This is a genomic window from Pseudomonas sp. GL_117 (genome assembly GCF_057835125.1).
In genome coordinates, this window is record NZ_CM174418.1 from 2,954,977 (window position 1) to 2,975,308 (window position 20,332).

At 62.2% G+C, this 20,332-nt stretch carries 15 protein-coding genes; 13 read left to right on the plus strand and 2 right to left on the minus strand.

Going from position 1 to position 20,332, the window contains the following annotated elements:
• Nucleotides 1-47 precede the first annotated feature (47 nt).
• Genes AC3ISR_RS13205 through AC3ISR_RS13215 form a run of 3 tightly spaced genes read left to right on the plus strand, consistent with a single transcriptional unit; the run spans nucleotide 48 to nucleotide 2,962 of the window.
• Nucleotides 48-1,454: an NAD(P)/FAD-dependent oxidoreductase gene (locus AC3ISR_RS13205; RefSeq protein ID WP_463984799.1), complete on the plus strand. Its 1,407-nt coding sequence runs from the start codon at nucleotides 48-50 to the stop codon at nucleotides 1,452-1,454.
• Nucleotides 1,455-1,480: 26 nt separating this feature from the next.
• Complete coding sequence (locus AC3ISR_RS13210) at nucleotides 1,481-1,822, plus strand: cupin domain-containing protein (protein ID WP_463984800.1); 342 nt, start codon at nucleotides 1,481-1,483, stop codon at nucleotides 1,820-1,822.
• A 60-nt stretch (nucleotides 1,823-1,882) separates the two neighbouring features.
• Nucleotides 1,883-2,962 (plus strand): polyamine ABC transporter substrate-binding protein, encoded by a 1,080-nt coding sequence (locus AC3ISR_RS13215; protein ID WP_463984801.1) that lies wholly within the window; start codon nucleotides 1,883-1,885, stop codon nucleotides 2,960-2,962.
• A 1,298-nt stretch (nucleotides 2,963-4,260) separates the two neighbouring features.
• Here AC3ISR_RS13215 and AC3ISR_RS13220 read toward each other — a convergent pair.
• Nucleotides 4,261-5,049 (minus strand): helix-turn-helix transcriptional regulator, encoded by a 789-nt coding sequence (locus tag AC3ISR_RS13220; RefSeq protein WP_192300134.1) that lies wholly within the window; start codon nucleotides 5,047-5,049, stop codon nucleotides 4,261-4,263.
• A gap of 199 nt (nucleotides 5,050-5,248) precedes the next feature.
• Here AC3ISR_RS13220 and AC3ISR_RS13225 point away from each other — a divergent pair, with 199 nt between their 5' ends.
• The 8 genes from AC3ISR_RS13225 to AC3ISR_RS13260 all read left to right on the plus strand — a co-directional run bounded on the left by AC3ISR_RS13225 (nucleotide 5,249) and on the right by AC3ISR_RS13260 (nucleotide 15,836).
• On the plus strand, nucleotides 5,249-6,613 hold the full coding sequence (locus AC3ISR_RS13225) for an APC family permease (RefSeq protein ID WP_192300133.1): 1,365 nt from the start codon (nucleotides 5,249-5,251) through the stop codon (nucleotides 6,611-6,613).
• Nucleotides 6,614-6,622: 9 nt separating this feature from the next.
• Nucleotides 6,623-7,726, plus strand: a complete 1,104-nt coding sequence (locus AC3ISR_RS13230) for a DmpA family aminopeptidase (RefSeq protein ID WP_192300132.1) — start codon at nucleotides 6,623-6,625, stop codon at nucleotides 7,724-7,726.
• A gap of 366 nt (nucleotides 7,727-8,092) precedes the next feature.
• Entirely contained in the window at nucleotides 8,093-9,526 is a 1,434-nt protein-coding gene (locus AC3ISR_RS13235; RefSeq protein WP_489324788.1) for a serralysin family metalloprotease, read from the plus strand.
• Between the two features lie 52 nt (nucleotides 9,527-9,578).
• The gene (locus AC3ISR_RS13240) at nucleotides 9,579-9,947 is read left to right on the plus strand and encodes an AprI/Inh family metalloprotease inhibitor (protein ID WP_192300130.1); all 369 of its coding nucleotides are present in this window, start codon (nucleotides 9,579-9,581) and stop codon (nucleotides 9,945-9,947) included.
• A 104-nt stretch (nucleotides 9,948-10,051) separates the two neighbouring features.
• Entirely contained in the window at nucleotides 10,052-11,752 is a 1,701-nt protein-coding gene (locus tag AC3ISR_RS13245) for a type I secretion system permease/ATPase (RefSeq protein WP_192300129.1), read from the plus strand.
• Nucleotides 11,749-13,041, plus strand: coding sequence for an HlyD family type I secretion periplasmic adaptor subunit (locus AC3ISR_RS13250; RefSeq protein WP_192300128.1), 1,293 nt, complete (start codon nucleotides 11,749-11,751; stop codon nucleotides 13,039-13,041). The genes AC3ISR_RS13245 and AC3ISR_RS13250 overlap by 4 nt, the downstream gene beginning before the upstream one ends.
• A 2-nt stretch (nucleotides 13,042-13,043) precedes the next feature.
• On the plus strand, nucleotides 13,044-14,381 hold the full coding sequence (locus AC3ISR_RS13255; protein ID WP_192300127.1) for a TolC family outer membrane protein: 1,338 nt from the start codon (nucleotides 13,044-13,046) through the stop codon (nucleotides 14,379-14,381).
• A 42-nt stretch (nucleotides 14,382-14,423) separates the two neighbouring features.
• A complete protein-coding gene (locus AC3ISR_RS13260) occupies nucleotides 14,424-15,836 on the plus strand; it encodes a polyurethane esterase (protein WP_192300126.1) in 1,413 nt (470 codons plus the stop codon).
• Between the two features lie 149 nt (nucleotides 15,837-15,985).
• Here AC3ISR_RS13260 and AC3ISR_RS13265 read toward each other — a convergent pair whose 3' ends face one another.
• Entirely contained in the window at nucleotides 15,986-16,210 is a 225-nt protein-coding gene (locus tag AC3ISR_RS13265; RefSeq protein ID WP_192300125.1) for a YgdI/YgdR family lipoprotein, read from the minus strand.
• A 187-nt stretch (nucleotides 16,211-16,397) separates the two neighbouring features.
• On the opposite strand from AC3ISR_RS13265, the gene AC3ISR_RS13270 reads away from it, so the two are divergent.
• Both AC3ISR_RS13270 and AC3ISR_RS13275 read left to right on the plus strand, forming a co-directional pair.
• Nucleotides 16,398-18,041 (plus strand): VRR-NUC domain-containing protein, encoded by a 1,644-nt coding sequence (locus tag AC3ISR_RS13270; RefSeq protein ID WP_463984993.1) that lies wholly within the window; start codon nucleotides 16,398-16,400, stop codon nucleotides 18,039-18,041.
• Nucleotides 18,038-20,293, plus strand: a complete 2,256-nt coding sequence (locus AC3ISR_RS13275; protein ID WP_463984992.1) for an ATP-dependent DNA helicase — start codon at nucleotides 18,038-18,040, stop codon at nucleotides 20,291-20,293. The genes AC3ISR_RS13270 and AC3ISR_RS13275 overlap by 4 nt, the downstream gene beginning before the upstream one ends.
• Nucleotides 20,294-20,332: the final 39 nt, after the last annotated feature.

The window sequence follows — 20,332 nt, forward strand, 5'->3', positions numbered from 1 at the left end:
CCGCGCTCTAGGATCGACCCTATCGAAACGAGGTAGGGGAAGCGGGCATGCCAGCATGGCGCAATATCAGTTTATGGATGGACCAGTTGGACGACCCGCTGGTGGCGCGGCCGTCCCTGGAGCATGACCTCGACGTCAACGTGGCCATTATCGGCGCCGGTTACACCGGGTTGTGGACCGCCTATTACCTGAAGCGCCAGGCCCCCGAGCTGAACATCGCCATCATCGAGGCACAAACCGCCGGTTTCGGCGCGTCGGGCCGTAATGGTGGCTGGCTGATGGGCAACCTGCTCGGCGAAGATCGCCTGCTGGCCGACGTGCCGCCCGAACAGCGCCGCGCCTCGTTCGACCTGTTGCACGGCATCCCCGATGAAGTTGCGCAGGTCCTGGGCCGTGAAGGCATCGACTGCGACTACCGCAAGGGCGGCGCGCTGTACTGCGCCGCGCGTTATCCCGAGCAGGAAGGCAGCCTGCGCCGCTACCTGGACAAACTCTACGCCCAGGGCCTGACCGAAGCGGATTATCGCTGGCTGGCCCCGCAACAACTGGCCCAACAGATCCGCATCGCCAAGCCTTATGGCGGTATCTATGCGCCCCACGTCGCGACGATCAACCCGGCCAAGCTGGTGCGCGGCCTCGCACGGGTGGTCGAAAGCATGGGCGTGAAGATCTACGAAAACACCCCGGCCATCCACTGGCAATCCGGCCGCGTGCGCACGCCCAAGGCGAGCATCCGCGCCGCCTGGGTGGTGCCAGCCGTGGAAGGCTATGCCAACACCTTGGCGCCCCTGGGCCGGTACCAATTGCCGGTGCAAAGCCTGATCGTAGCCACTGAGCCGCTGCCTGCCAGCACCTGGGATGAGATCGGCCTGAGCCACGGCCAGGCGTTCGGTGAAAGCAGCCGCCAGGTCACCTACGGCCAACGCACGGCCGACAATCGCCTGGTGTTTGGCGCCCGTGGCGGTTATCAGTTCGCCGGCAAACTGCGGCATGACTTCGATTTGACTGACAGTGAAGTCGAGCTGCGTCGCTACCTGTTCGGTGAGCTTTTCCCACAGCTCAAGCACGTACGGATTACCCATTCGTGGGGTGGCAACCTGGGCATGGCGCGCAACTTCCGCCCGCACATGCTGTGCGACCACCAGACCGGCATCGCGCTGTCCGGCGGTTATGGCGGGGAGGGCGTCGGCGCCAGCAACCTGGGCGGGCGCACCCTGGCCGACCTGATCCTCGGCCAGGCCACGCCACTGACCAGGCAACCCTGGGTAATCCGCGAACGTGGCCTGGATGCGCTCAAGGCCTGGGAACCGGAACCGTGCCGCTGGTTGGGCTACAACGCGATCATTCGCAGTTTTGTCCATGAGGACCAAGTGTTGGCAGACCCCAACAGCGCCCCTTGGCGCCGCAAGTTGGCGACCGGCGTGGCCGAGTTCATGGAAGGTTTCATGCACTAAGTCGTTTCACTCACACGGGAGAACCCATGAGCATCACTCAATTCAAAGACACCCTGAACGCCCACCTGCCGGACTCGTCACCCGTGGCCGTGCCCCTCGGCGAACCGATCGCCGTGGCCTCGACCCTGAGCGTGGAGCGCAGCGACGGCGTCGAGACCGGTATCTGGGAATGCACCCCGGGTCGCTGGCGCCGGCAGATCACATCCCAGGAGTTTTGCCATTTCATCCAGGGCCGCTGCACCTTCACCCCCGACTCCGGTGAAACCGTCCACATACAAGCCGGTGATGCACTGATGTTGCCGGCCAACAGCACCGGCATCTGGGACATCCAGGAAACCGTGCGCAAGACCTACGTATTGATTCTGTAACGCTTTGATCCTTGATCGCCTGCCATAAAAACAGCCCTAAAACCGCCAGGAAATCGAACCATGAAAGCCATTGCCCTGTTGCCCTTGATGTTGCTGGCCTCCGTCAGCCAGGCCGCCGAGACGGTGAAGATCTACAACTGGTCCAGCTACATTGCGCCGGACACCACCAAGAACTTCCAGAAGCAGGCCGGTATCGGTTTCAGCTACGACGTGTACGACAGCAACGAAACCCTCGATGGCAAGCTGATGACCGGCAACTCGGGGTATGACGTGGTGTTTCCGTCCAACCACTTCATGGCACGGCAGATCCAGGGCGGCGCCCTGAAAAAGCTCGACAAGAGCCAGTTGCCCAACTGGAAAAACCTCAACCCGGTGTTGCTCAAGGCCCTGGAAAACAACGACCCGGGCAACGCCCATGGTTTCCCGTACCTGTGGGGCAGCACGGGCATCGGCTACAACATCGACAAGGTCAAGGCGGTGCTGGGTGACAACGCCCCGGTGGATTCCTGGGACTTGATCTTCAAGCCCGAGTACATGGAAAAACTCAGCAAATGCGGGGTGGCAATCCTGGATAACGGCCCGGAATTGCTGCCGATTGCCCTCAACTACCTGAAGCTGCCACCCCACAGCAAAAATCCCGAGGACTACAAAAAAGCCGAAGCGCTGCTGATGAAAGTGCGGCCGTATGTGGCGTATTTCCACTCCTCGAAATACACCGGCGACCTGGCCAATGGCGACATCTGCGTGGCCGTCGGCTTCTCCGGCGACGTGTTGCAAGCGGAAAGCCGCGCCACGGAAGCCAAGAATGGCGTGAAGATCGGCTATCAGATTCCCAAGGAAGGCGCCGCGATCTGGTTCGACATGGTGGCCATGCCCGCCGACGCGCCGGATGAAAAGGCCGGGTATGCGTTCATGAACTACCTGCTGGAGCCCAAGGTGATGGCCGACATCACCAACTCGGTGCACTACGCCAACGGCAACAGCGCGGCGGACGGCCTGGTGGCGCCCGAGATCAAGGCCGACACCAAGATCTATCCGAGCGAAGAAATGATGGGCAAGTTGTTTGCGCTGGAGGCGATGCCGCTGAATATCGACCGGATTCGCACGCGGGTGTGGAACACCATCCGCACGGGTCGTTAAACACCGGCCGCCCCTCTATGGCACTGCTAGTCCCCTGTGGGAGCTGTTGAGCCCTAGCGAGGCTGCGAAGGCGGTGGCACTGTTGGTGGAGATGTTGGCTGAACCACCGCTTTCGCGGGCAAGCCCGCTCCCACAGTTGGTTGGTGTTGATGGGGAGTGAGTGTTCGGCTGGAGATAGCCCAGGCACTGCCAATTCTCTGTGGGAGCTGTCGAGCTTTAGCGAGGCTGCGAAGGCGGCGGCACTGTTGATAGCGGTGTTGGCTGAACCACCGCTTTCGCGGGCAAGCCCGCTCCCACAGGTGATTGGGGTTGCTGGGATGTCAGTGTTCGGCTGGAGATAGCCCAGGCACTGCCAATCCCCTGTGGGAGCTGTCGAGCTTTAGCGAGGCTGCGAAGGCGGTGGCATGGCTGGTAGAGGTGTTGGCTGAACCACCGCTTTCGCGGGCAAGCCCGCTCCCACAGGTGATTGGGGTTGCTGGGCTGTCAGTGCTTGGCTGGAGATCCCCCGGGCACTGCCAATCCCCTGTGGGAGCTGTCGAGCTTTAGCGAGGCTGCGAAGGCGGTGGCACTGTTGGTGGAGATTTTGGCTGAACCACCGCTTTCGCGGGCAAGCCCGCTCCCACAGGTGGTTGGTGTTGATGGGGAGTGAGTGTTCGGCTGGAGATCGCCCAGGCACTGCCAGTCTCCTGTGGGAGCTGTCGAGCTTTAGCGAGGCTGCGAAGGCGGTGGCACTGCTGGTGGAGATGTTGGCTGAACCACCGCTTTCGCGGGCAAGCCCGCTCCCACAGGTGATTGGTGTTGGCGGGCTGTCAGTGCTCGGCTGGAGATAGCCCAGACACTGCCAATCTCCTGTGGGAGCTGTCGAGCTTTAGCGAGGCTGCGAAGGCGGTGGCACTGCTGGTGGAGATGTTGGCTGAACCACCGCTTTCGCGGGCAAGCCCGCTCCCACAGGTGATTGGTGTTGCTGGGTTGTCAGTGCTTGGCTGGAGATCGTCCAGGCACTGCCAATCTCCTGTGGGAGCTGTCGAGCTTTAGCGAGGCTGCGAAGGCGGTGGCATGGCTGGTAGAGGTGTTGGCTGAACCACCGCTTTCGCGGGCAAGCCCGCTCCCACAGTTGATCGGTGTTGATGGATAGTGAGTGTTCGGCTGGAGATCGTCCAGGCACTGCCAATCCCCTGTGGGAGCTGTCGAGCTTTAGCGAGGCTGCGAAGGCGGTGGCACTGCTGGCAGAGAGGTTGCGCCTCAACCATGGAATTCCCCACACAAACCCCACACTTGGATTCTGTGCAGTCGCGGATTCAGGGGTTTTCCAGATCATGCCCCAACGACTGGATAAACAACGAAAACAGCTCCGGCTGTGACGAAATATCCAGCTTCGCGTACAAGTGTCGCCGGTGCACCTTTACCGTATCCGGCGAGATATTCAGGCGCTCGGCCATGGCCTTGGACGAAAACCCACGCAGTACCAGGCGCGCGATTTCCAGTTCGCGCTCCGACAGCACGCCGCTGCCAAAATGACTCAACGCATCGCGGATCTGGCTATCCATGGCCGGCGCCGCGCGCTGTGTGCTCTGCTGCCAATGTTGCTGCATCAACGGCAACACCCACGCCGCCAGCAGGGTCATCAGCCCGGTTTCTTCAACGCTGAATCGGCGCTGCATGCCCAATGACAGGGACAACGTCCCTGCGCCCGGCACTTGCAGGATGAACTGCACCTCATCCTCCAGCACGTTGTCGTGGAAGTAGTTGAGGAAGTACTCACTCTGGCGGAAATGATCCGGCGCGACTTCTTCCAGGCGGTACACGCCGCTGCTGAATCCCTCGCGACAGGCCTGGAAAAACGGGTCGAGCAAATACAAGCCATTGAGGTACACCAGCATCGACGCCGGCTTGCTGCTCGGCTGCGCGTCGTATTCCTCCAGGGCCTGGGGTGCGCCATCGTTGGGGTAGAAAATCGCCAGGGCGTTATCGAATGGCAGGCATTGGTGCAGCAACAGCACCAGCTGTTTCCAGAAACGCTCGGTGCCGATGTGCGCGACCGTGCGGCCCAGTGCGGCGTGCATGCCGACTTCCCTGAACAGGCTCATATCACAGGTTCCCACGGGCAGAAGATCGGCCAAGGGTTCGGCTTTTGCCGGGTGTCGTCAAGGGGAGTACGCCAATAGGGGAATTGGCCGACAACGGCCCAGGCGATAACGTCGGCATCATTGAACGGGAAACATATCCCGATAAATCACCATTTTTCGTTTCTGCCTCACACCAAAAACAACCACAGAGGATAACGATATGAGTGCTTCCCCCGCGCCAGACGGCGTGCTCAAGCCCACGCTGAGTGTGTTCGATGTAGTCGCCATTACCGTCTCGGCGGTCACGCCCGCCAGCTCCGTGTTTGTGATCGCCCCGTTTGCCATCCAGCAAGCGGGTAGCGGCGTGTTCCTTGCATTCGTGATGGCCGCTTTGCTCGCCCTGATGTTTGCCTTCTGCTACGCCGAACTGGGCCGTGCCCACAACAGCGCCGGTGGCGAATACGTGTATGCCAAGCGGGTGTTCGGCGGCATGGCGGGCTACGCGACGTTCCTGACGGTATTGGTAATGCTGCTGTTTATCCCGCCGGTGCTGGCCACCGGCGCGGCGACGTACTTGAACAACGCCCTGGGTACCAAATTCGACTCACAAACCGTCGCCCTGGTCATCGTGGTGTGCAGTTACGCCCTGGGCATCCTCAATATCAAGCTCAACGCCTGGATCACCGGCACCTGCCTGTTGCTGGAAGTCGCCGCGTTGCTGGTGATCGTGTTTATCGGCTTCGGCAACCCGATGCAGCCGGCCAGCGTGCTGTTCCAGCCGCAGATCGTCGAAAACGGCGTGCTGCACCTGGCGCCCTGGGCCTTGGTGATCGGCGCGGTGGGCATCGGCCTGTTCTCATTCAATGGCTACGGCCCGGCGGTGCTGCTGGCCGAAGACATGAAATGCGGCGGCAAGGGCGTGCACAAGGCGGTGTTGTGGTCGCTGGGCCTGGTGGTCGTGATCGAGCTGGTGCCGATCACCGCGTTGCTGATCGGCGCGCCGTCCCTGAGTGCGATGATCAGCAGCCCGGACCCCATCGGCTACCTGCTGACCAGTCATGGCAATGAAACCTTGTCGCGGCTGGTCAGTGCGGGGATTTTCCTGTCGGTGTTCAACGCCATTGTCGCCATCGTGATCCAGATCGGCCGCGTGGTCTTCAGCAGCGGGCGCGATGCGCTGTGGACGCCGCGGATCAACACATTGTTTACGCGCATTCACCCGCGCTGGGATTCGCCGTGGCTGGCTACGCTGTTCCTGGCGATTCCGTCGGCACTGCTGAGTTTCAGCTCGAACCTCGCCGACCTCACTTCGTTCAGCGTGCTGCTGATCATGCTGGTGTACCTGGTGGTCGCGTTGAGCGCGTTGATGAGCCGGGTGTTGCTGCGTGATCGCGAACACCCTTACCGCATGCCGCTCTGGCCTTTGCCGGCATTGCTCGCCGTGCTGGGCGCCGGGTATCTGCTGGCGACCCTGGTCGCGGCGGCATCGGTGCGCGACGTGATGATCATCGCCGGCTTGCTGGCCGTGTCGGTGATTCTGTATTGCATCAGTGGCCGGTTGAGTCCGGCGTTCCAGAAATTGTAAGGAGTGGTTATGCGTGCACGTCAATTGGGCATTACGTTGGGGCTGGGCACGCCCGGCGCATTGAATGCCATCACCGATGTACCGGGGGTGCGGGTTGGCCACAGTACGCTCAAGACCCGCGTCGACGGCAAACAGGTGCGCACCGGCGTGACGGTGGTGCAGCCACGCGCCGGCGAGGCCCGCCAGCAGCCGTGCTTTGCCGGGTATCACGTGCTCAACGGCAACGGTGATGCCACGGGCCTGGAATGGATTCGTGAAGCGGGGCTGCTGACTACGCCGCTGGCGATCACCAACACCCACAGTATTGGCGTAGTGCGCGACAGCCTGATCGCCCTGGAGCGCGAGCGCCTGGCGGACCCGGCAGTGTATTGGTGCATGCCGGTGGTGATGGAGACCTACGACGGCTTGCTCAACGACATCTGGGGCCAGCACGTCGGGCCCGAGCATGTGCGCCAGGCGCTGGAGTGTGCTGAAACCGGCCCGGTGCAAGAGGGGGCGGTGGGCGGCGGCACCGGGATGATCTGCCATGAGTTCAAGGGCGGCATCGGTACCGCGTCGCGGCGCTTGTCGGCAGAGCAGGGCGGTTGGACCGTCGGCGTGCTGGTCCAGGCCAACCACGGCAAGCGCCAGGAACTGCGGGTCGATGGCTACCCAGTGGGCCGCCAGTTGCTGCAAATCCCGTCGCCCTTCGCCGAGCGCGGCACGCCAGGCATGGGCTCGATCGTGGTGATCATTGCCACCGATGCGCCGTTGCTGCCGCACCAATGCCAGCGCCTGGCGCAACGTGCGTCCATCGGCATCGCGCGCACCGGCGGCGGCACCGAGGATTCCAGCGGCGACCTGTTCCTGGCGTTTGCCACTGGCAACGCTGACCTGCCGCCCGCTGACTACGGCCGCCAGGATCTGCCGCTGAGCACGTCGTTGCAGATGCTCAACAACGATCACATTTCGCCGCTGTTCAGCGCGGCGGCAGAGGCCGTGGAGGAGGCGATCATCAACGCGATCCTGGCCGGCGAAGACATGCACACCGACGATGGCGTGCTGGTGCCGGGCCTGCACGCTGAAACCCTATTGGCGGCATTGGATAAAACCGGCTGGAGTATGCCCCGGTAATCCGGGACAACTGCAACTTTTAGTTCAAGTAGTGGCTGTTTAATGTCGTTAATGACACCGTGCCAATATATTGGATCCATTAACTAAGCGGCCGCCAAACGTTGGCGGCTTTAGCCCTATTTAATATTTAAATAAGTGCGGCGTGTTTTTTGTCGGACAAAATCCGCGCCGACCAGCAAATACGGAGTGCAACTTACTGGCGCTAATTACCGGGTACTTTGTTGCCCCGGAAATAGATGTAGACGAAAGATTTCAAGTTGTGTCAGTTTTCTTACGCCTTCAAAAGAGGCGAGTGATAGGACGATCTCGCCCGCGGGGTTCCTATCGATCAAAGACTGATGCACTTGCAAACAAGGAAGTACGTTTATGTCAAAAGTAAAAGACAAGGCTATCGTGTCGGCGGCGCAAGCCAGCACCGCTTACTCGCAAATCGATAGCTTCAGCCATCTGTATGACCGTGGCGGCAACCTCACGGTCAATGGCAAACCGTCCTACTCCGTCGACCAGGCCGCCACCCAGCTGCTGCGCGACGGTGCGGCGTACCGGGACGTTGACGGCAACGGCAAGATCGACCTGACCTACACCTTCCTGACCTCGGCGTCGTCGAGCACCATGAACAAACATGGCATCTCCGGCTTCAGCCAGTTCAGCGCCCAGCAGAAAGCACAGGCCGCCCTGGCCATGCAGTCCTGGGCGGATGTGGCCAACGTCACGTTCACCGAGAAGGCCAGCGGCGGCGACGCCCACATGACCTTCGGCAACTACAGCGGCGGCCAGGACGGCGCGGCGGCGTTCGCCTACCTGCCCGGCACCGGCGCGGGCTACGACGGCACCTCGTGGTACTTGACCAACAGCTGCTACACGCCAAACAAGACCCCGGACCTGAACAACTATGGCCGGCAGACCCTGACCCACGAAATCGGCCACACCCTGGGCCTGGCGCATCCCGGCGACTACAACGCCGGCGAAGGCGCACCGACCTACAACGACGCGTCCTACGGACAGGACACGCGCGGCTACAGCGTCATGAGTTACTGGAGCGAGAGCAACACCAACCAGAACTTCAGCAAAGGCGGCGTCGAAGCCTACGCTTCCGGCCCGCTGATCGACGACATCGCCGCGATCCAGAAGCTCTACGGCGCCAACTACAACACGCGCGCCGGCGACACCACCTACGGCTTCAACTCCAACACCGGGCGTGACTTCCTCAGCGCCACTTCCAACGCCGACAAGCTGGTGTTCTCGGTATGGGACGGTGGCGGCAACGACACCCTGGACTTCTCCGGTTTCACCCAGAACCAGAAGATCAACCTCAATGAAGCCTCGTTCTCCGATGTTGGCGGCCTGGTAGGCAACGTCTCCATCGCCAAGGGCGTGACCGTGGAGAATGCCTTCGGTGGCGCCGGCAACGATCTGATCATCGGCAACAACGCGGCCAACGTGATCAAGGGCGGTGCCGGCAACGACATCATCTACGGTGGCGGCGGTGCCGACCAACTGTGGGGCGGCGCGGGCAACGACACCTTTGTGTTCGGCGCCAGCTCCGACTCCAGGCCGGGGGCGGCGGACAAGATCTTTGACTTCACCTCGGGTTCGGACAAGATCGACCTGTCCGGTATCACCAAAGGCGCAGGCCTGACCTTCGTCAACGCGTTTACCGGGCATGCCGGCGACGCGGTGCTGTCCTACGCTTCTGGCAGCAACCTGGGCACCTTGGCGGTAGACTTCTCCGGGCACGGCGTGGCGGATTTCCTCGTCACCACCGTTGGCCAGGCGGCCGTCAGCGACATCGTGGCGTGATGCAGGAGCGCGGCGTTTCGGCGCCGCGCTTTGCCCATGGAGCATAAGCAAGATGCAGCGTTTTACCCCCTTTATCGCCCGCGTATTGCTGGCGATGTTCGTATCGGCAGGAGCCCACGTGATGGCGAGCAGTCTTGTTTTACCCAGCAGCGCCCAATTGGCCGGACACTGGCAGTTGCACCAGCAGGACCAGGTGTGTGCGTTGGACCTGGTGGTCGCCGCCAATGCCGTGGCTGGCGACGTTGAATGCGCCGCGCAGTGGCTGGGCGACCATCCGAAGACCTGGCTGCCGACCCCGGACGGTATCTGGCTGATGAATGCCGACGGCACCGGGATTACCCATTTGAACCGGCAGAAAGAGGGTGAATATAAAGGTCGCACCGCCCAAGGCACCGAAGTGCTGTTGCAGCGCATCCCTTAGTTGTTGGTTATAAGCCTATAACTTGATTTTATTAGTTGGCCGCTCCGTTATTCGGGGTGCGGGCAACTATTGCTTATTGTTTGGTTCAAGTGAGATCGGAAGACATGGCCACACCGCCTTTATTCAAAGCGCTGGGTGAATACAAGAACCTCTTGATCAGCGTTGGCTGTTTCACGGCATTGATTAACCTGTTGATGCTGGTGCCGTCGATTTACATGCTGCAAGTGTATGACCGCGTGCTGTCCTCCCAGAATGAAACCACCCTGGTGATGTTGACACTGATGGTCGTGGGCTTCTTTGTGTTTATTGGCACACTGGAGGCGATCCGCAGTTTTATCGTGATCCGCATCGGCAGCCAATTGGAGCGGCGTTTCAACTTGCGCGTCTACAAGGCCGCGTTTGAACGCAACCTGCACTGCGGCCAGGGGCACGCCGGGCAGTCCCTTGGCGACTTGACCCATATCCGCCAATTCATCACCGGCCCTGCGTTGTTCGCGTTTTTTGATGCGCCGTGGTTTCCCATCTATCTGCTGGTGATTTTCCTGTTCAACGTCTGGCTTGGCGTGTTGGCCACGGCCGGTGCGCTGTTGTTGATCGGCTTGGCGTGCCTCAACGAATACCTGACCAAAAAGCCGTTGGGCGAGGCCAGCGGTTACTCGCAGCAATCCACGCAACTGGCCACCAGCCATTTGCACAATGCCGAGACTATCCAGGCCATGGGCATGCTCGGCGCGTTGCGTCAGCGCTGGTTTGCCGTGCATACGCAATTTCTCGGCCTGCAGAATCGGGCCAGTGACACCGGTGCGGTAATCACTTCCCTGAGCAAATCCCTGCGCCTGTGCCTGCAATCGTTAGTGCTGGGGCTTGGCGCTTGGCTGGTGATCAAGGGCGACATGACCGCCGGGATGATGATCGCCGGTTCCATCCTGATGGGGCGGGTGCTCAGTCCCATCGACCAGTTGATTGCGGTGTGGAAACAGTGGAGTTCGGCCAAGTTGGCCTACCAGCGCCTGGATGCGTTGCTGCGCGAGAGCCCGGAGGCCGTCGAGCCGATGAAGTTGCCGGCGCCCAACGGCCAGGTCAGTTTCGAACAGGTCAGCGCGGGCCCGCCGGGGCGGCGTGTGGCGACGCTGCACCACGTCAGTTTCAACCTTGGCGCCGGGGAGGTGCTGGGTGTGCTCGGCGCCTCGGGCTCCGGCAAATCCACCCTGGCCCGGGTGCTGGTGGGCGTGTGGCCGACCCTGGCGGGCACGGTGCGCCTGGATGGCGCCGACATCCACCGCTGGGACCGCGACGACCTCGGCCCGCACATCGGCTACCTGCCCCAGGACATCGAGCTGTTCAGCGGCAGCATTGCCGACAACATCGCGCGTTTTCGCCAGGCCGACCCGCAGCTCGTGGTCAAAGCCGCGCAACAAGCCGGGGTACATGAACTGATCCTGCGCCTGCCCCAAGGCTACGACACCGTACTGGGCGACAACGGCTGCGGGCTGTCCGGCGGCCAGAAGCAACGGGTGGCCCTGGCCCGCGCGTTGTACGGCGGGCCGCGGCTGATTGTGCTGGATGAGCCCAACTCCAACCTCGACACCCAGGGCGAAGCTGCTCTGGCCAGCGCCATCGTGCAGATGAAAGCCCAGGGCAGCAGCGTGGTACTGGTCACCCATCGCTCGGCGGCATTGGCCCAGGCCGACAAGCTGCTGGTGCTCAACGACGGCCAGCTGCAAGTGTTCGGACCCAGCCAGGAAGTGCTGCGGGCGTTGTCCGGGCAGCGTGAACAACCGCCTCAAGAGAGGATGCCAGCATGATCCACGAACAACACGACGCCGGCTTTTTTGTGCGCATGGGCTGGTTGCTGACAGTGCTCGGCGCCGGCGGTTTTTTCCTTTGGGCCAGCCTGGCGCCGCTGGACCAGGGCATTCCGGTGCAAGGCACGGTGGTGGTGTCGGGCAAGCGCAAGGCTGTGCAAACCCTCAGCCCCGGCGTGGTCAGCGCGATTCTGGTGCGTGAGGGCGAGGCGGTCAAACAAGGCCAGCCGCTGTTTCGTCTCGACCAGACCCAACACCAGGCTGACGTGCAATCGCTGCAAGCCCAATACCGCATGGCCTGGGCCAGCGTGGCGCGATGGCAGAGCGAGCGCGATAACCGCCCCGGCATCGTTTTTCCGGCCGAACTGAGCAGCAATCCCGACCCGGCCCTGGCCTTGGTCCTGGAAGGCCAGCGCCAACTGTTCAGCAGCCGCCGCGAAGCCTTTGCCCGCGAGCAGGCCGGGATTCGCGCCAACATCGAGGGTGCCACCGCGCAACTGGGCGGCATGCGCCGTGCGCGCAGTGACCTGACGGCCCAGGCCCAATCCCTGCGCGATCAGTTGGCCAACCTGCAACCCCTGGCCGACAACGGCTACATCCCGCGCAACCGCTTGTTGGAGTACCAGCGCCAACTGTCCCAGGTGCAACAGGACCTGGCGCAAAACAGCGGCGAAAGCGGCCGGGTCGAGCAGGGCATCCTTGAATCGCGTCTGAAATTGCAGCAGCACGGCGAGGAATACCAGAAAGAGGTACGTAGCCAACTGGCCGACGCGCAATTGCGCAGCCTGACCCTGGAGCAGCAGTTGACGTCCGCCGGGTTCGACCTGCAACACAGCCAGATCAACGCGCCGGCCGATGGGATTGCAGTCAACCTCAGCGTGCACACCGTCGGCGCAGTGGTGCGCGCCGGTGAAACCCTACTGGAGATCGTGCCCCAGGGCACACGCCTGGAAGTCGAAGGGCGCTTGCCGGTGCACCTGGTGGACAAGGTCGGCACGCAACTGCCGGTCGACATTCTGTTCACCGCCTTCAACCAGAGCCGCACGCCACGGGTGCCCGGGCAGGTCAGCCTGATTTCGGCCGACCAGATGCTCGATGAAAAGACCGGCGCGCCGTACTACGTGCTGCGCACCACGGTCAGCGAGCTGGCGCTGGAGAAACTCCACGGCCTGGTGATCAAGCCCGGCATGCCCGCCGAAATGTTCGTGCGTACCGGCGAGCGTTCGCTGCTCAATTACCTGTTCAAGCCGCTGCTGGATCGCGCCGGCTCCGCATTGACCGAGGAATAAACATGAAAGCGGTGTTTATCGCCTTGCTGCTCAGTTGTACCACTGCCCACGCCGCCATGGGCCCGTTCGACGTGTACGAGCAGGCCCTGCGCAACGACCCGGTGTTCCTCGGCGCCATCAAGGAGCGCGACGCCGGCCTGGAGAATCGCACCATCGGCCGTGCCGGCCTGCTGCCCAAGCTGTCGTACAACTACAACAAGGGGCGCAACAACTCCCAGGCCACCTTGCCCGACGGCCGTGGTGGCAACTATCACGATGACCGCAACTACAACAGCTACGGCTCCACGTTCAGCCTGCAACAGCCGCTGTTCGACTACGAAGCCTATGCCAACTACCGCAAGGGCGTGGCCCAGGCACTGTTTGCCGACGAGAGTTTTCGCGACAAGAGCCAGGCGTTGCTGGTGCGGGTGTTGTCCTACTACACCCAGGCGTTGTTCGCACAGGACCAGATCGACATTGCCCGGGCCAAGAAGAAGGCCTTCGAGCAGCAGTTCCAGCAAAACCGTCACTTGTTCGAGCGGGGTGAGGGCACGCGCACGGACATTCTCGAAGCCGAGTCCCGTTACGAGTTGGCCAGCGCCGAAGAGATCCAGGCGCTGGATGAGCAGGACGCGTCCTTGCGCGAACTGGGCGCGTTGATCGGCGTACCAAGCGTCAACATCAACGACCTGGCGCCGCTGAACCAAGGCTTCGCCGCGTTCACCCTGAGCCCGGCCAACTACGACACCTGGCATGCGCTGGCGATCAGCAACAACCCGACGCTGGCCTCCCAGCGCCAGGCCCTGGAAGTGGCGCGTTATGAAGTGGAACGCAACCGCGCCGGGCATTTGCCCAAAGTCACGGCGTATGCCAGTTCGCGCCAGCAGGAGTCCGACAGCGGCAATACCTACAACCAGCGCTACGACACCAACACCATCGGCATTGAAGTCAGCCTGCCGCTGTATGCCGGTGGCGGTATTGCCGCCTCCACCCGCCAGGCCAGCCGCGCCATGGAGCAGGCCGAGTACGAACTGGAGGGCAAGACCCGCGAAACCCTGATCGAGCTGCGGCGCCAGTTCAGCGCGTGCCTGTCGGGGGTGAGCAAATTGCGTGCGTACCAGAAGGCCCTGGTCTCGGCCGAAGCGCTGGTGGTGTCGACAAAGCAAAGCATCCTCGGTGGCGAGCGGGTCAACCTCGACGCGCTCAACGCCGAGCAGCAGCTCTACAGCACCCGCCGCGACCTCGCCCAGGCGCGCTACGACTACCTGATGGCCTGGACCAAATTGCATTACTACGCCGGCAACCTGCGTGACACCGACCTGGCCAAGGTGGATGAGGCGTTTGGGCCGGCGCAACGGTGACCGCCGATCTCGCGCATTCCAACAACAAAAAGAGGCATCAGCATGGGTATCTTCGATTACAAAAACTTCGGACCCGAGGGTTCCAAGGCGTTGTTCGCCGACGCCATGGCAATCACCTTGTACAGCTATCACAACCTGGATAACGGCTTTGCCGTGGGTTACCAGCACAACGGCCTGGGCTGGGGTTTGCCCGCCACTTTGGTCGGCGCGGTGCTCGGTGGCAGCGATTCCCAAGGGGTGATTCCAGGTATCCCGTGGAACCCGGATTCGGAAAAGGCCGCCCTGGATGCCGTGCAAAAGGCCGGCTGGACGCCCATCAGCGCCAGCGCCCTGGGCTACGCCGGCAAGGTTGATGCGCGGGGCACATTCTTTGGGGAAAAGGCCGGCTACACCACGGCGCAAGTCGAGGTGCTGGGCAAGTACGATGACGCGGGCAAATTGCTCGAAATCGGCATCGGCTTTCGCGGTACGTCCGGGCCACGGGAAAGCCTGATCAGCGACTCCATCGGCGATTTGGTCAGTGACCTGCTGGCCGCGCTGGGGCCCAAGGATTATGCGAAGAACTACGCCGGTGAGGCATTTGGCGGGCTGCTGAAAAATGTTGCCGACTACGCCAGTGCCCATGGCCTGCACGGCGCCGATGTGCTGGTCAGCGGTCATAGCCTGGGCGGCCTGGCGGTCAACAGCATGGCCGACTTGAGCGGCAGTCGGTGGTCAGGGTTCTACAAGAACGCCAACTACGTAGCCTACGCCTCGCCGACCCAAAGCAGCGGCGACAAGGTGCTCAATATCGGCTACGAAAATGACCCGGTGTTCCGCGCGCTGGACGGCTCATCGTTCAACCTGTCGTCCCTCGGCGTGCATGACAAGCCCCATGAGTCGAGCACCGACAATATCGTCAGCTTCAACGACCACTACGCCTCGACCCTGTGGAATGTGCTGCCGTTTTCCATCACCAACCTGCCGACCTGGATCTCCCATCTGCCCACCGGGTATGGCGACGGGCTGACACGGGTCGTTGAATCGGGTTTCTACGAGCAGATGACCCGCGATTCCACGGTCATCGTCGCCAACCTGTCCGACCCGGCACGCGCCACCACCTGGGTGCAGGACCTCAACCGCAACGCCGAACCGCACAAGGGCAATACCTTCATCATTGGCAGCGACGGCAACGACCTGATCCAGGGCGGCAAGGGCGTGGACTTTATCGAGGGTGGCAAGGGCAATGACACGATTCGCGACAGCAGTGGGCACAATACCTTTCTGTTCAGCGGGCAGTTTGGCCAGGACCGGGTGATCGGCTATCAGGCGACGGACACGCTGCTGTTCAAGGATGTGCAGGGCAGTGTGCAATACCGGGAGCAGGGTGGGGACACGCTGATCAGTGTGGGTGCGGATTCGGTCACGCTGGTCGGCGTGAGCGGCTGGACGGGAGAGGGGATGGTGATCAGCTAAAGCTGGAATGCCTTGAAACTGTGGGAGCGGGCTTGCTCGCGAAGGCGGCGTGTCAGTCGCCATATATACCAACTGACCGACTGCCTTCGCGAGCAAGCCCGCTCCCACACAAGCCCGCTCCCCAAATATTCGCGGTCGGCTCCGGAGAATTACTTTTCCTTGATGACTGTTGCCACATCCGCAGCCTTGACCCGCACACGCTTGCCGGCGATGTCAGTGAACTCATAGAAACCGTCGGCGGTGTTGGTTTTTGGAAGGTCCTGGGTCAAATACTGCGTGCCGTTTTGCAGCGTCACTACGGTTTGCGTCGCGCAACCGGCCAATACCAGAAAAGTGAGTGCAACCAGGGGAAGACCCAAATTCTTCATGTTCATAACCCTTACCTTTAACCTTGAAAAGTCCCACGCCAGAGGCTGCGGGCGACAAATTTTACGCCATCGACTTCCCCATCAGATCACTTTTATACAAAAAGTTGCGTGAGCCATTTATCTATTACCGATTGCAACAAGCCGTTTGCGACGGCACTCTGTATGCATAACCAGTATTTGACCTCTATGTGCCATGGCCAACCCCCTCGAAGACCCGCTCTATTACCTGCAAAACTTCCGTCAGGTCCTGCAATGGCTGGGGCAACGCTATGCCGACCTGCTCGACCCTGACGAAACGCAGTTCATTCAGCAATTTGACAGCTTGCCCCAGGCGTCCCAGGCCTTGCTGGTGCGCATGGTCATGCGCAAGGGCGTGCATTTTCGTGCGGGCAAGCTCAATTATCTGGAAATCGGTTGCACCCACGCCGCCGCGCAGCCGCTGTTGCAGTTGGGGTGGGTAAACGACCAGCAACCGCTGGCGTTTGAAGAGCTGTTCGCCTTGCTGCAAAAAGGCGAGATCCTCAATGCCTTCAAACCATGGATCGACCAACCCAAGGCCAACAAAGTCGAGTGGCTGGCAGGCCTGGTGGCGCAGTTCCCCGAGAGCCGCAGCTTTGCCCAGTGGTGCCCCGCGCTGCCCGACACGCTGTACAGCCTCACGGTGATGGACCTGTGTGACCGCCTGCGCCTGATGTTCTTCGGCAACCTGTATCAGGACTGGTCCGAATTCGTGCTGGCGGACCTGGGCATCTACACCTATGAAAAAGTCGAGATCTGCGCCGAATCCCGCGGTTTGCGCAGCCGTGATGACGTGCAGGGTTTCCTGTTCCTGCATGGCTGCCAGCAAGCCTTCGAGGCCGGTGAGCCGATCGAGGACATACGCACGCGCATCACCGCCCTCAATACCGACAACCCCTGGTTGGAACGGCGTCGGGCCAAGCTGTTGTTTCTGCTCGGGCAGCATTGTGAACGCCTGGCTGAGCTGGCGCTGGCAGCACAGATCTACCGCACCTGCGCCTACCCTGGCGCGCGTGCGCGGCTGATCCGCGTGCTGGAACGCCAGGAGGACTACGCCCAGGCCATGGCCCTGGCGCGTGCCGCGCAACAAACCCCGGAAAGTGCCGCCGAGCAACAGCACCTGCTGCGCGTGCTGCCACGTCTGCGGCGCAAGTTGGGCGAACCGGCGCTGCCCAGGCTCAAGCCACGCGAGGTCACGCGCCTGGACCTGGCACTGCCGCAGGCTCTGGAGTCGGTGGAAGCCAGCGTACAGGCACACCTGAACGAGCCCGACGCGCCGGTGCATTACGTCGAGAACGGTCTGATCAACTCGCTGTTTGGCCTGCTGTGCTGGGACGCGATCTTCGCGCCGCTGCCGGGCTCGTTTTTCCACCCGTTCCAACGCGGGCCGGCGGACCTGCACAGCGAAGACTTCCATCAGCGCCGTGCCGACTTGTTCGCAGCCTGTTTCGCGCAACTGCAGGACGAGCGCTACAAGGCCACGATCCGCCAGCGCTACCAGCAAAAGTGGGGCATCCAGTCGCCGTTCGTGTTCTGGAACCTGCTCAACGAAGAACTGCTGGAACAGGCCTTGGCGTGCTTTCCCGCCGTGCATTTGCGCCACTGGTTCGAGCGCCTGCTGCTGGACATCCGCGCCAACCGCGCCGGGATGCCGGACCTGATCCAGTTCTGGCCCGCGCAAAACACCTATCGCATGATCGAAGTCAAAGGCCCCGGCGACCGCCTGCAGGACAACCAGTTGCGCTGGCTGGAGTTCTGCGCCGAACACCAGATGCCGGTCACCGTCTGCTACGTGCGCTGGGCGGAGTCGTCGGTTTGAGCTACAACGTGGCAGTGCGGGCGCTGTGTGAGTTCACGGCCAAGGTCGGCGACCTCGACCTACGCTTCACGCCGTCGCCCAGCGCCCAGGAAGGTATCGTCGGCCATCGCACCGTCGCCTCGCGGCGCAACGCGCATTACCAGCATGAAGTCGCCCTGGAGGGCGAGTACCAGCAGCTCACGGTGCGGGGCAGGGCGGACGGCTACGACCCGGACGCCAACCGCCTGGAGGAAGTGAAGACCTATCGCGGCGACCTCGATGCCCAGCCTGCCAACCACCGGCAACTGCACTGGGCCCAGGTCAAGGTGTATGGCTGGCTGATGTGCCAGAAGCTTGGGTTGACGGACATCGACCTGGCGCTGGTGTACTTCGACATTGTCGGCGAGGGCGAAACGCTACTGCACCAGCGTTATAGCGCCACCGAACTGGAGACCTTCTTCAACGCCCAGTGCGCGCTGTTCCTCGGCTGGGCCCAGCAGGAAATGCAGCACCGCGCCGCCCGCAACAGCGCCGCGCAAACCCTGGGGTTTCCGCACGCCGGGTTTCGCACGGGCCAACGCTCGCTTGCGGAGACGGTCTTTAAGGCCGTCACCACCGGCCGCTGCCTGATGGCCCAGGCCCCCACGGGCATCGGCAAGACCATCGGCACGATCTTCCCGCTGCTCAAGGCCCTGGCGCCGCAGCAACTGGACAAGCTGTTCTTCCTCACCGCCAAGACTCCGGGGCGCAAGCTCGCCCTCGACGCCGCCGATGTGCTGCACCGCAGCCACCCGGACTTGCCCTTGCGCGTGCTGGAACTGGTCGCCCGCGACAAGGCCTGCGAACACCCGGACAAAGCCTGCCACGGCGATTCGTGCCCATTGGCCAAAGGCTTCTACGACCGCCTGCCCGCTGCCCGCAGTGCCGCTTCGCAGGTGCGCCAGCTCGATCAGCGCAACTTGCGCGAGGTGGCCCTGGCCCACGACGTGTGCTCGTATTACCTGAGCCAGGAAATGGCGCGCTGGGCCGACCTGATCGTCGCCGACTACAACTACTATTTCGACTTTGGCGCCATGCTGTTCGGCCTGGCCCAGCTCAACCAGTGGCGGGCGGCGGTGCTGGTGGACGAAGCGCACAACCTGGTGGAGCGCGCCCGCTCGATGTACAGCGCCAGCCTTGACCAATACCACCTCAAGACCCTGCGCGACAGTGCGCCCGAGCCGCTGAACAAACCCCTGCAACGCCTGAACCGCGAATGGAATGCGCTGCACAAGGACCAGCTCGCGTCCTACCAGGCCTACGCGAGCCGTCCAGACAAATTTCTGCACGCCCTAGGCCTGTGTACCAGCGCCATGGGTGACTATTTCAACGACCACCCGCAAGCCCTCAGCGGCGAGTTGCAAACCTTCTACTTCGACGCATTGCAATTTGCCAAGGTCGCCGAGCTGTTCAATGAACAGTTCATTTTTGACATCAGCAAACGCCAACACAGCGGCAAGCGCAGCAGCTCGACCCTGTGCCTGCGCAACGTGGTACCTGCCGAGTTCATTCGCCCACGGCTCACCGCGGCGCGCAGCAGTGTGCTGTTTTCCGCGACCCTGAGTCCGCGCCACTACTACGCCGACCTGCTGGGGCTGCCGGCGGACACCGCGTGGATCGACGTGGAGTCGCCGTTCAAGGCCGCGCAGCTCAAGGTGCGCATCGTCGATCAGATCTCCACGCGCTTTGTGCACCGCCAGGCCTCGCTGGAACCCATCGTCGCGTTGATCGCCACGCAGTTCGCGCAGCGGCCGGGCAACTACCTGGCGTTTTTTTCCAGCTTTGACTACCTGCAACAGGTCGCGCAATTGCTCGCCGAACGCCACCCGCAGATCCCGCTGTGGCTGCAATCGCGCGGCATGGCCGAGGCCGAGCGCCAGGCATTTCTCGAGCAGTTCACCGAACACAGCCAGGGCATCGGCTTTGCCGTGCTGGGCGGTGCGTTTGGCGAGGGTATCGACTTGCCCGGTGCGCGCCTGATCGGTGCGTTTATCGCCACCCTGGGCCTGCCGCAACTGAACCCGGTCAACGAACAGATCAAGCAGCGCATGGCCACGATCTTTGGCGCCGGTTACGACTACACGTATTTGTACCCTGGGCTACAAAAGGTGGTGCAGGCCGCCGGGCGGGTGATTCGTGGCCAGCAGGACGAGGGCGTGGTGATGTTGATCGACGACCGCTTCGGCGAGGCGCGGGTGCGCCAGTTGTTGCCGCGCTGGTGGGCGGTGGAGTGAGTTATTCCCGTCGTCAATGATGCTGGCACTGTCGCCGCC

Bases quoted from the DNA above. Each gene is read 5' to 3' on its own strand.
- AC3ISR_RS13205 (WP_463984799.1), top strand. From the start codon at position 48: ATGCCAGCATGGCGCAATATCAGTTTATGGATGGACCAGTTGGACGAC.
- AC3ISR_RS13210 (WP_463984800.1), top strand. From the start codon at position 1,481: ATGAGCATCACTCAATTCAAAGACACCCTGAACGCCCACCTGCCGGAC.
- AC3ISR_RS13215 (WP_463984801.1), top strand. From the start codon at position 1,883: ATGAAAGCCATTGCCCTGTTGCCCTTGATGTTGCTGGCCTCCGTCAGC.
- AC3ISR_RS13220 (WP_192300134.1), bottom strand. From the start codon at position 5,049: ATGAGCCTGTTCAGGGAAGTCGGCATGCACGCCGCACTGGGCCGCACG.
- AC3ISR_RS13225 (WP_192300133.1), top strand. From the start codon at position 5,249: ATGAGTGCTTCCCCCGCGCCAGACGGCGTGCTCAAGCCCACGCTGAGT.
- AC3ISR_RS13230 (WP_192300132.1), top strand. From the start codon at position 6,623: ATGCGTGCACGTCAATTGGGCATTACGTTGGGGCTGGGCACGCCCGGC.
- AC3ISR_RS13235 (WP_489324788.1), top strand. From the start codon at position 8,093: ATGTCAAAAGTAAAAGACAAGGCTATCGTGTCGGCGGCGCAAGCCAGC.
- AC3ISR_RS13240 (WP_192300130.1), top strand. From the start codon at position 9,579: ATGCAGCGTTTTACCCCCTTTATCGCCCGCGTATTGCTGGCGATGTTC.
- AC3ISR_RS13245 (WP_192300129.1), top strand. From the start codon at position 10,052: ATGGCCACACCGCCTTTATTCAAAGCGCTGGGTGAATACAAGAACCTC.
- AC3ISR_RS13250 (WP_192300128.1), top strand. From the start codon at position 11,749: ATGATCCACGAACAACACGACGCCGGCTTTTTTGTGCGCATGGGCTGG.
- AC3ISR_RS13255 (WP_192300127.1), top strand. From the start codon at position 13,044: ATGAAAGCGGTGTTTATCGCCTTGCTGCTCAGTTGTACCACTGCCCAC.
- AC3ISR_RS13260 (WP_192300126.1), top strand. From the start codon at position 14,424: ATGGGTATCTTCGATTACAAAAACTTCGGACCCGAGGGTTCCAAGGCG.
- AC3ISR_RS13265 (WP_192300125.1), bottom strand. From the start codon at position 16,210: ATGAACATGAAGAATTTGGGTCTTCCCCTGGTTGCACTCACTTTTCTG.
- AC3ISR_RS13270 (WP_463984993.1), top strand. From the start codon at position 16,398: ATGGCCAACCCCCTCGAAGACCCGCTCTATTACCTGCAAAACTTCCGT.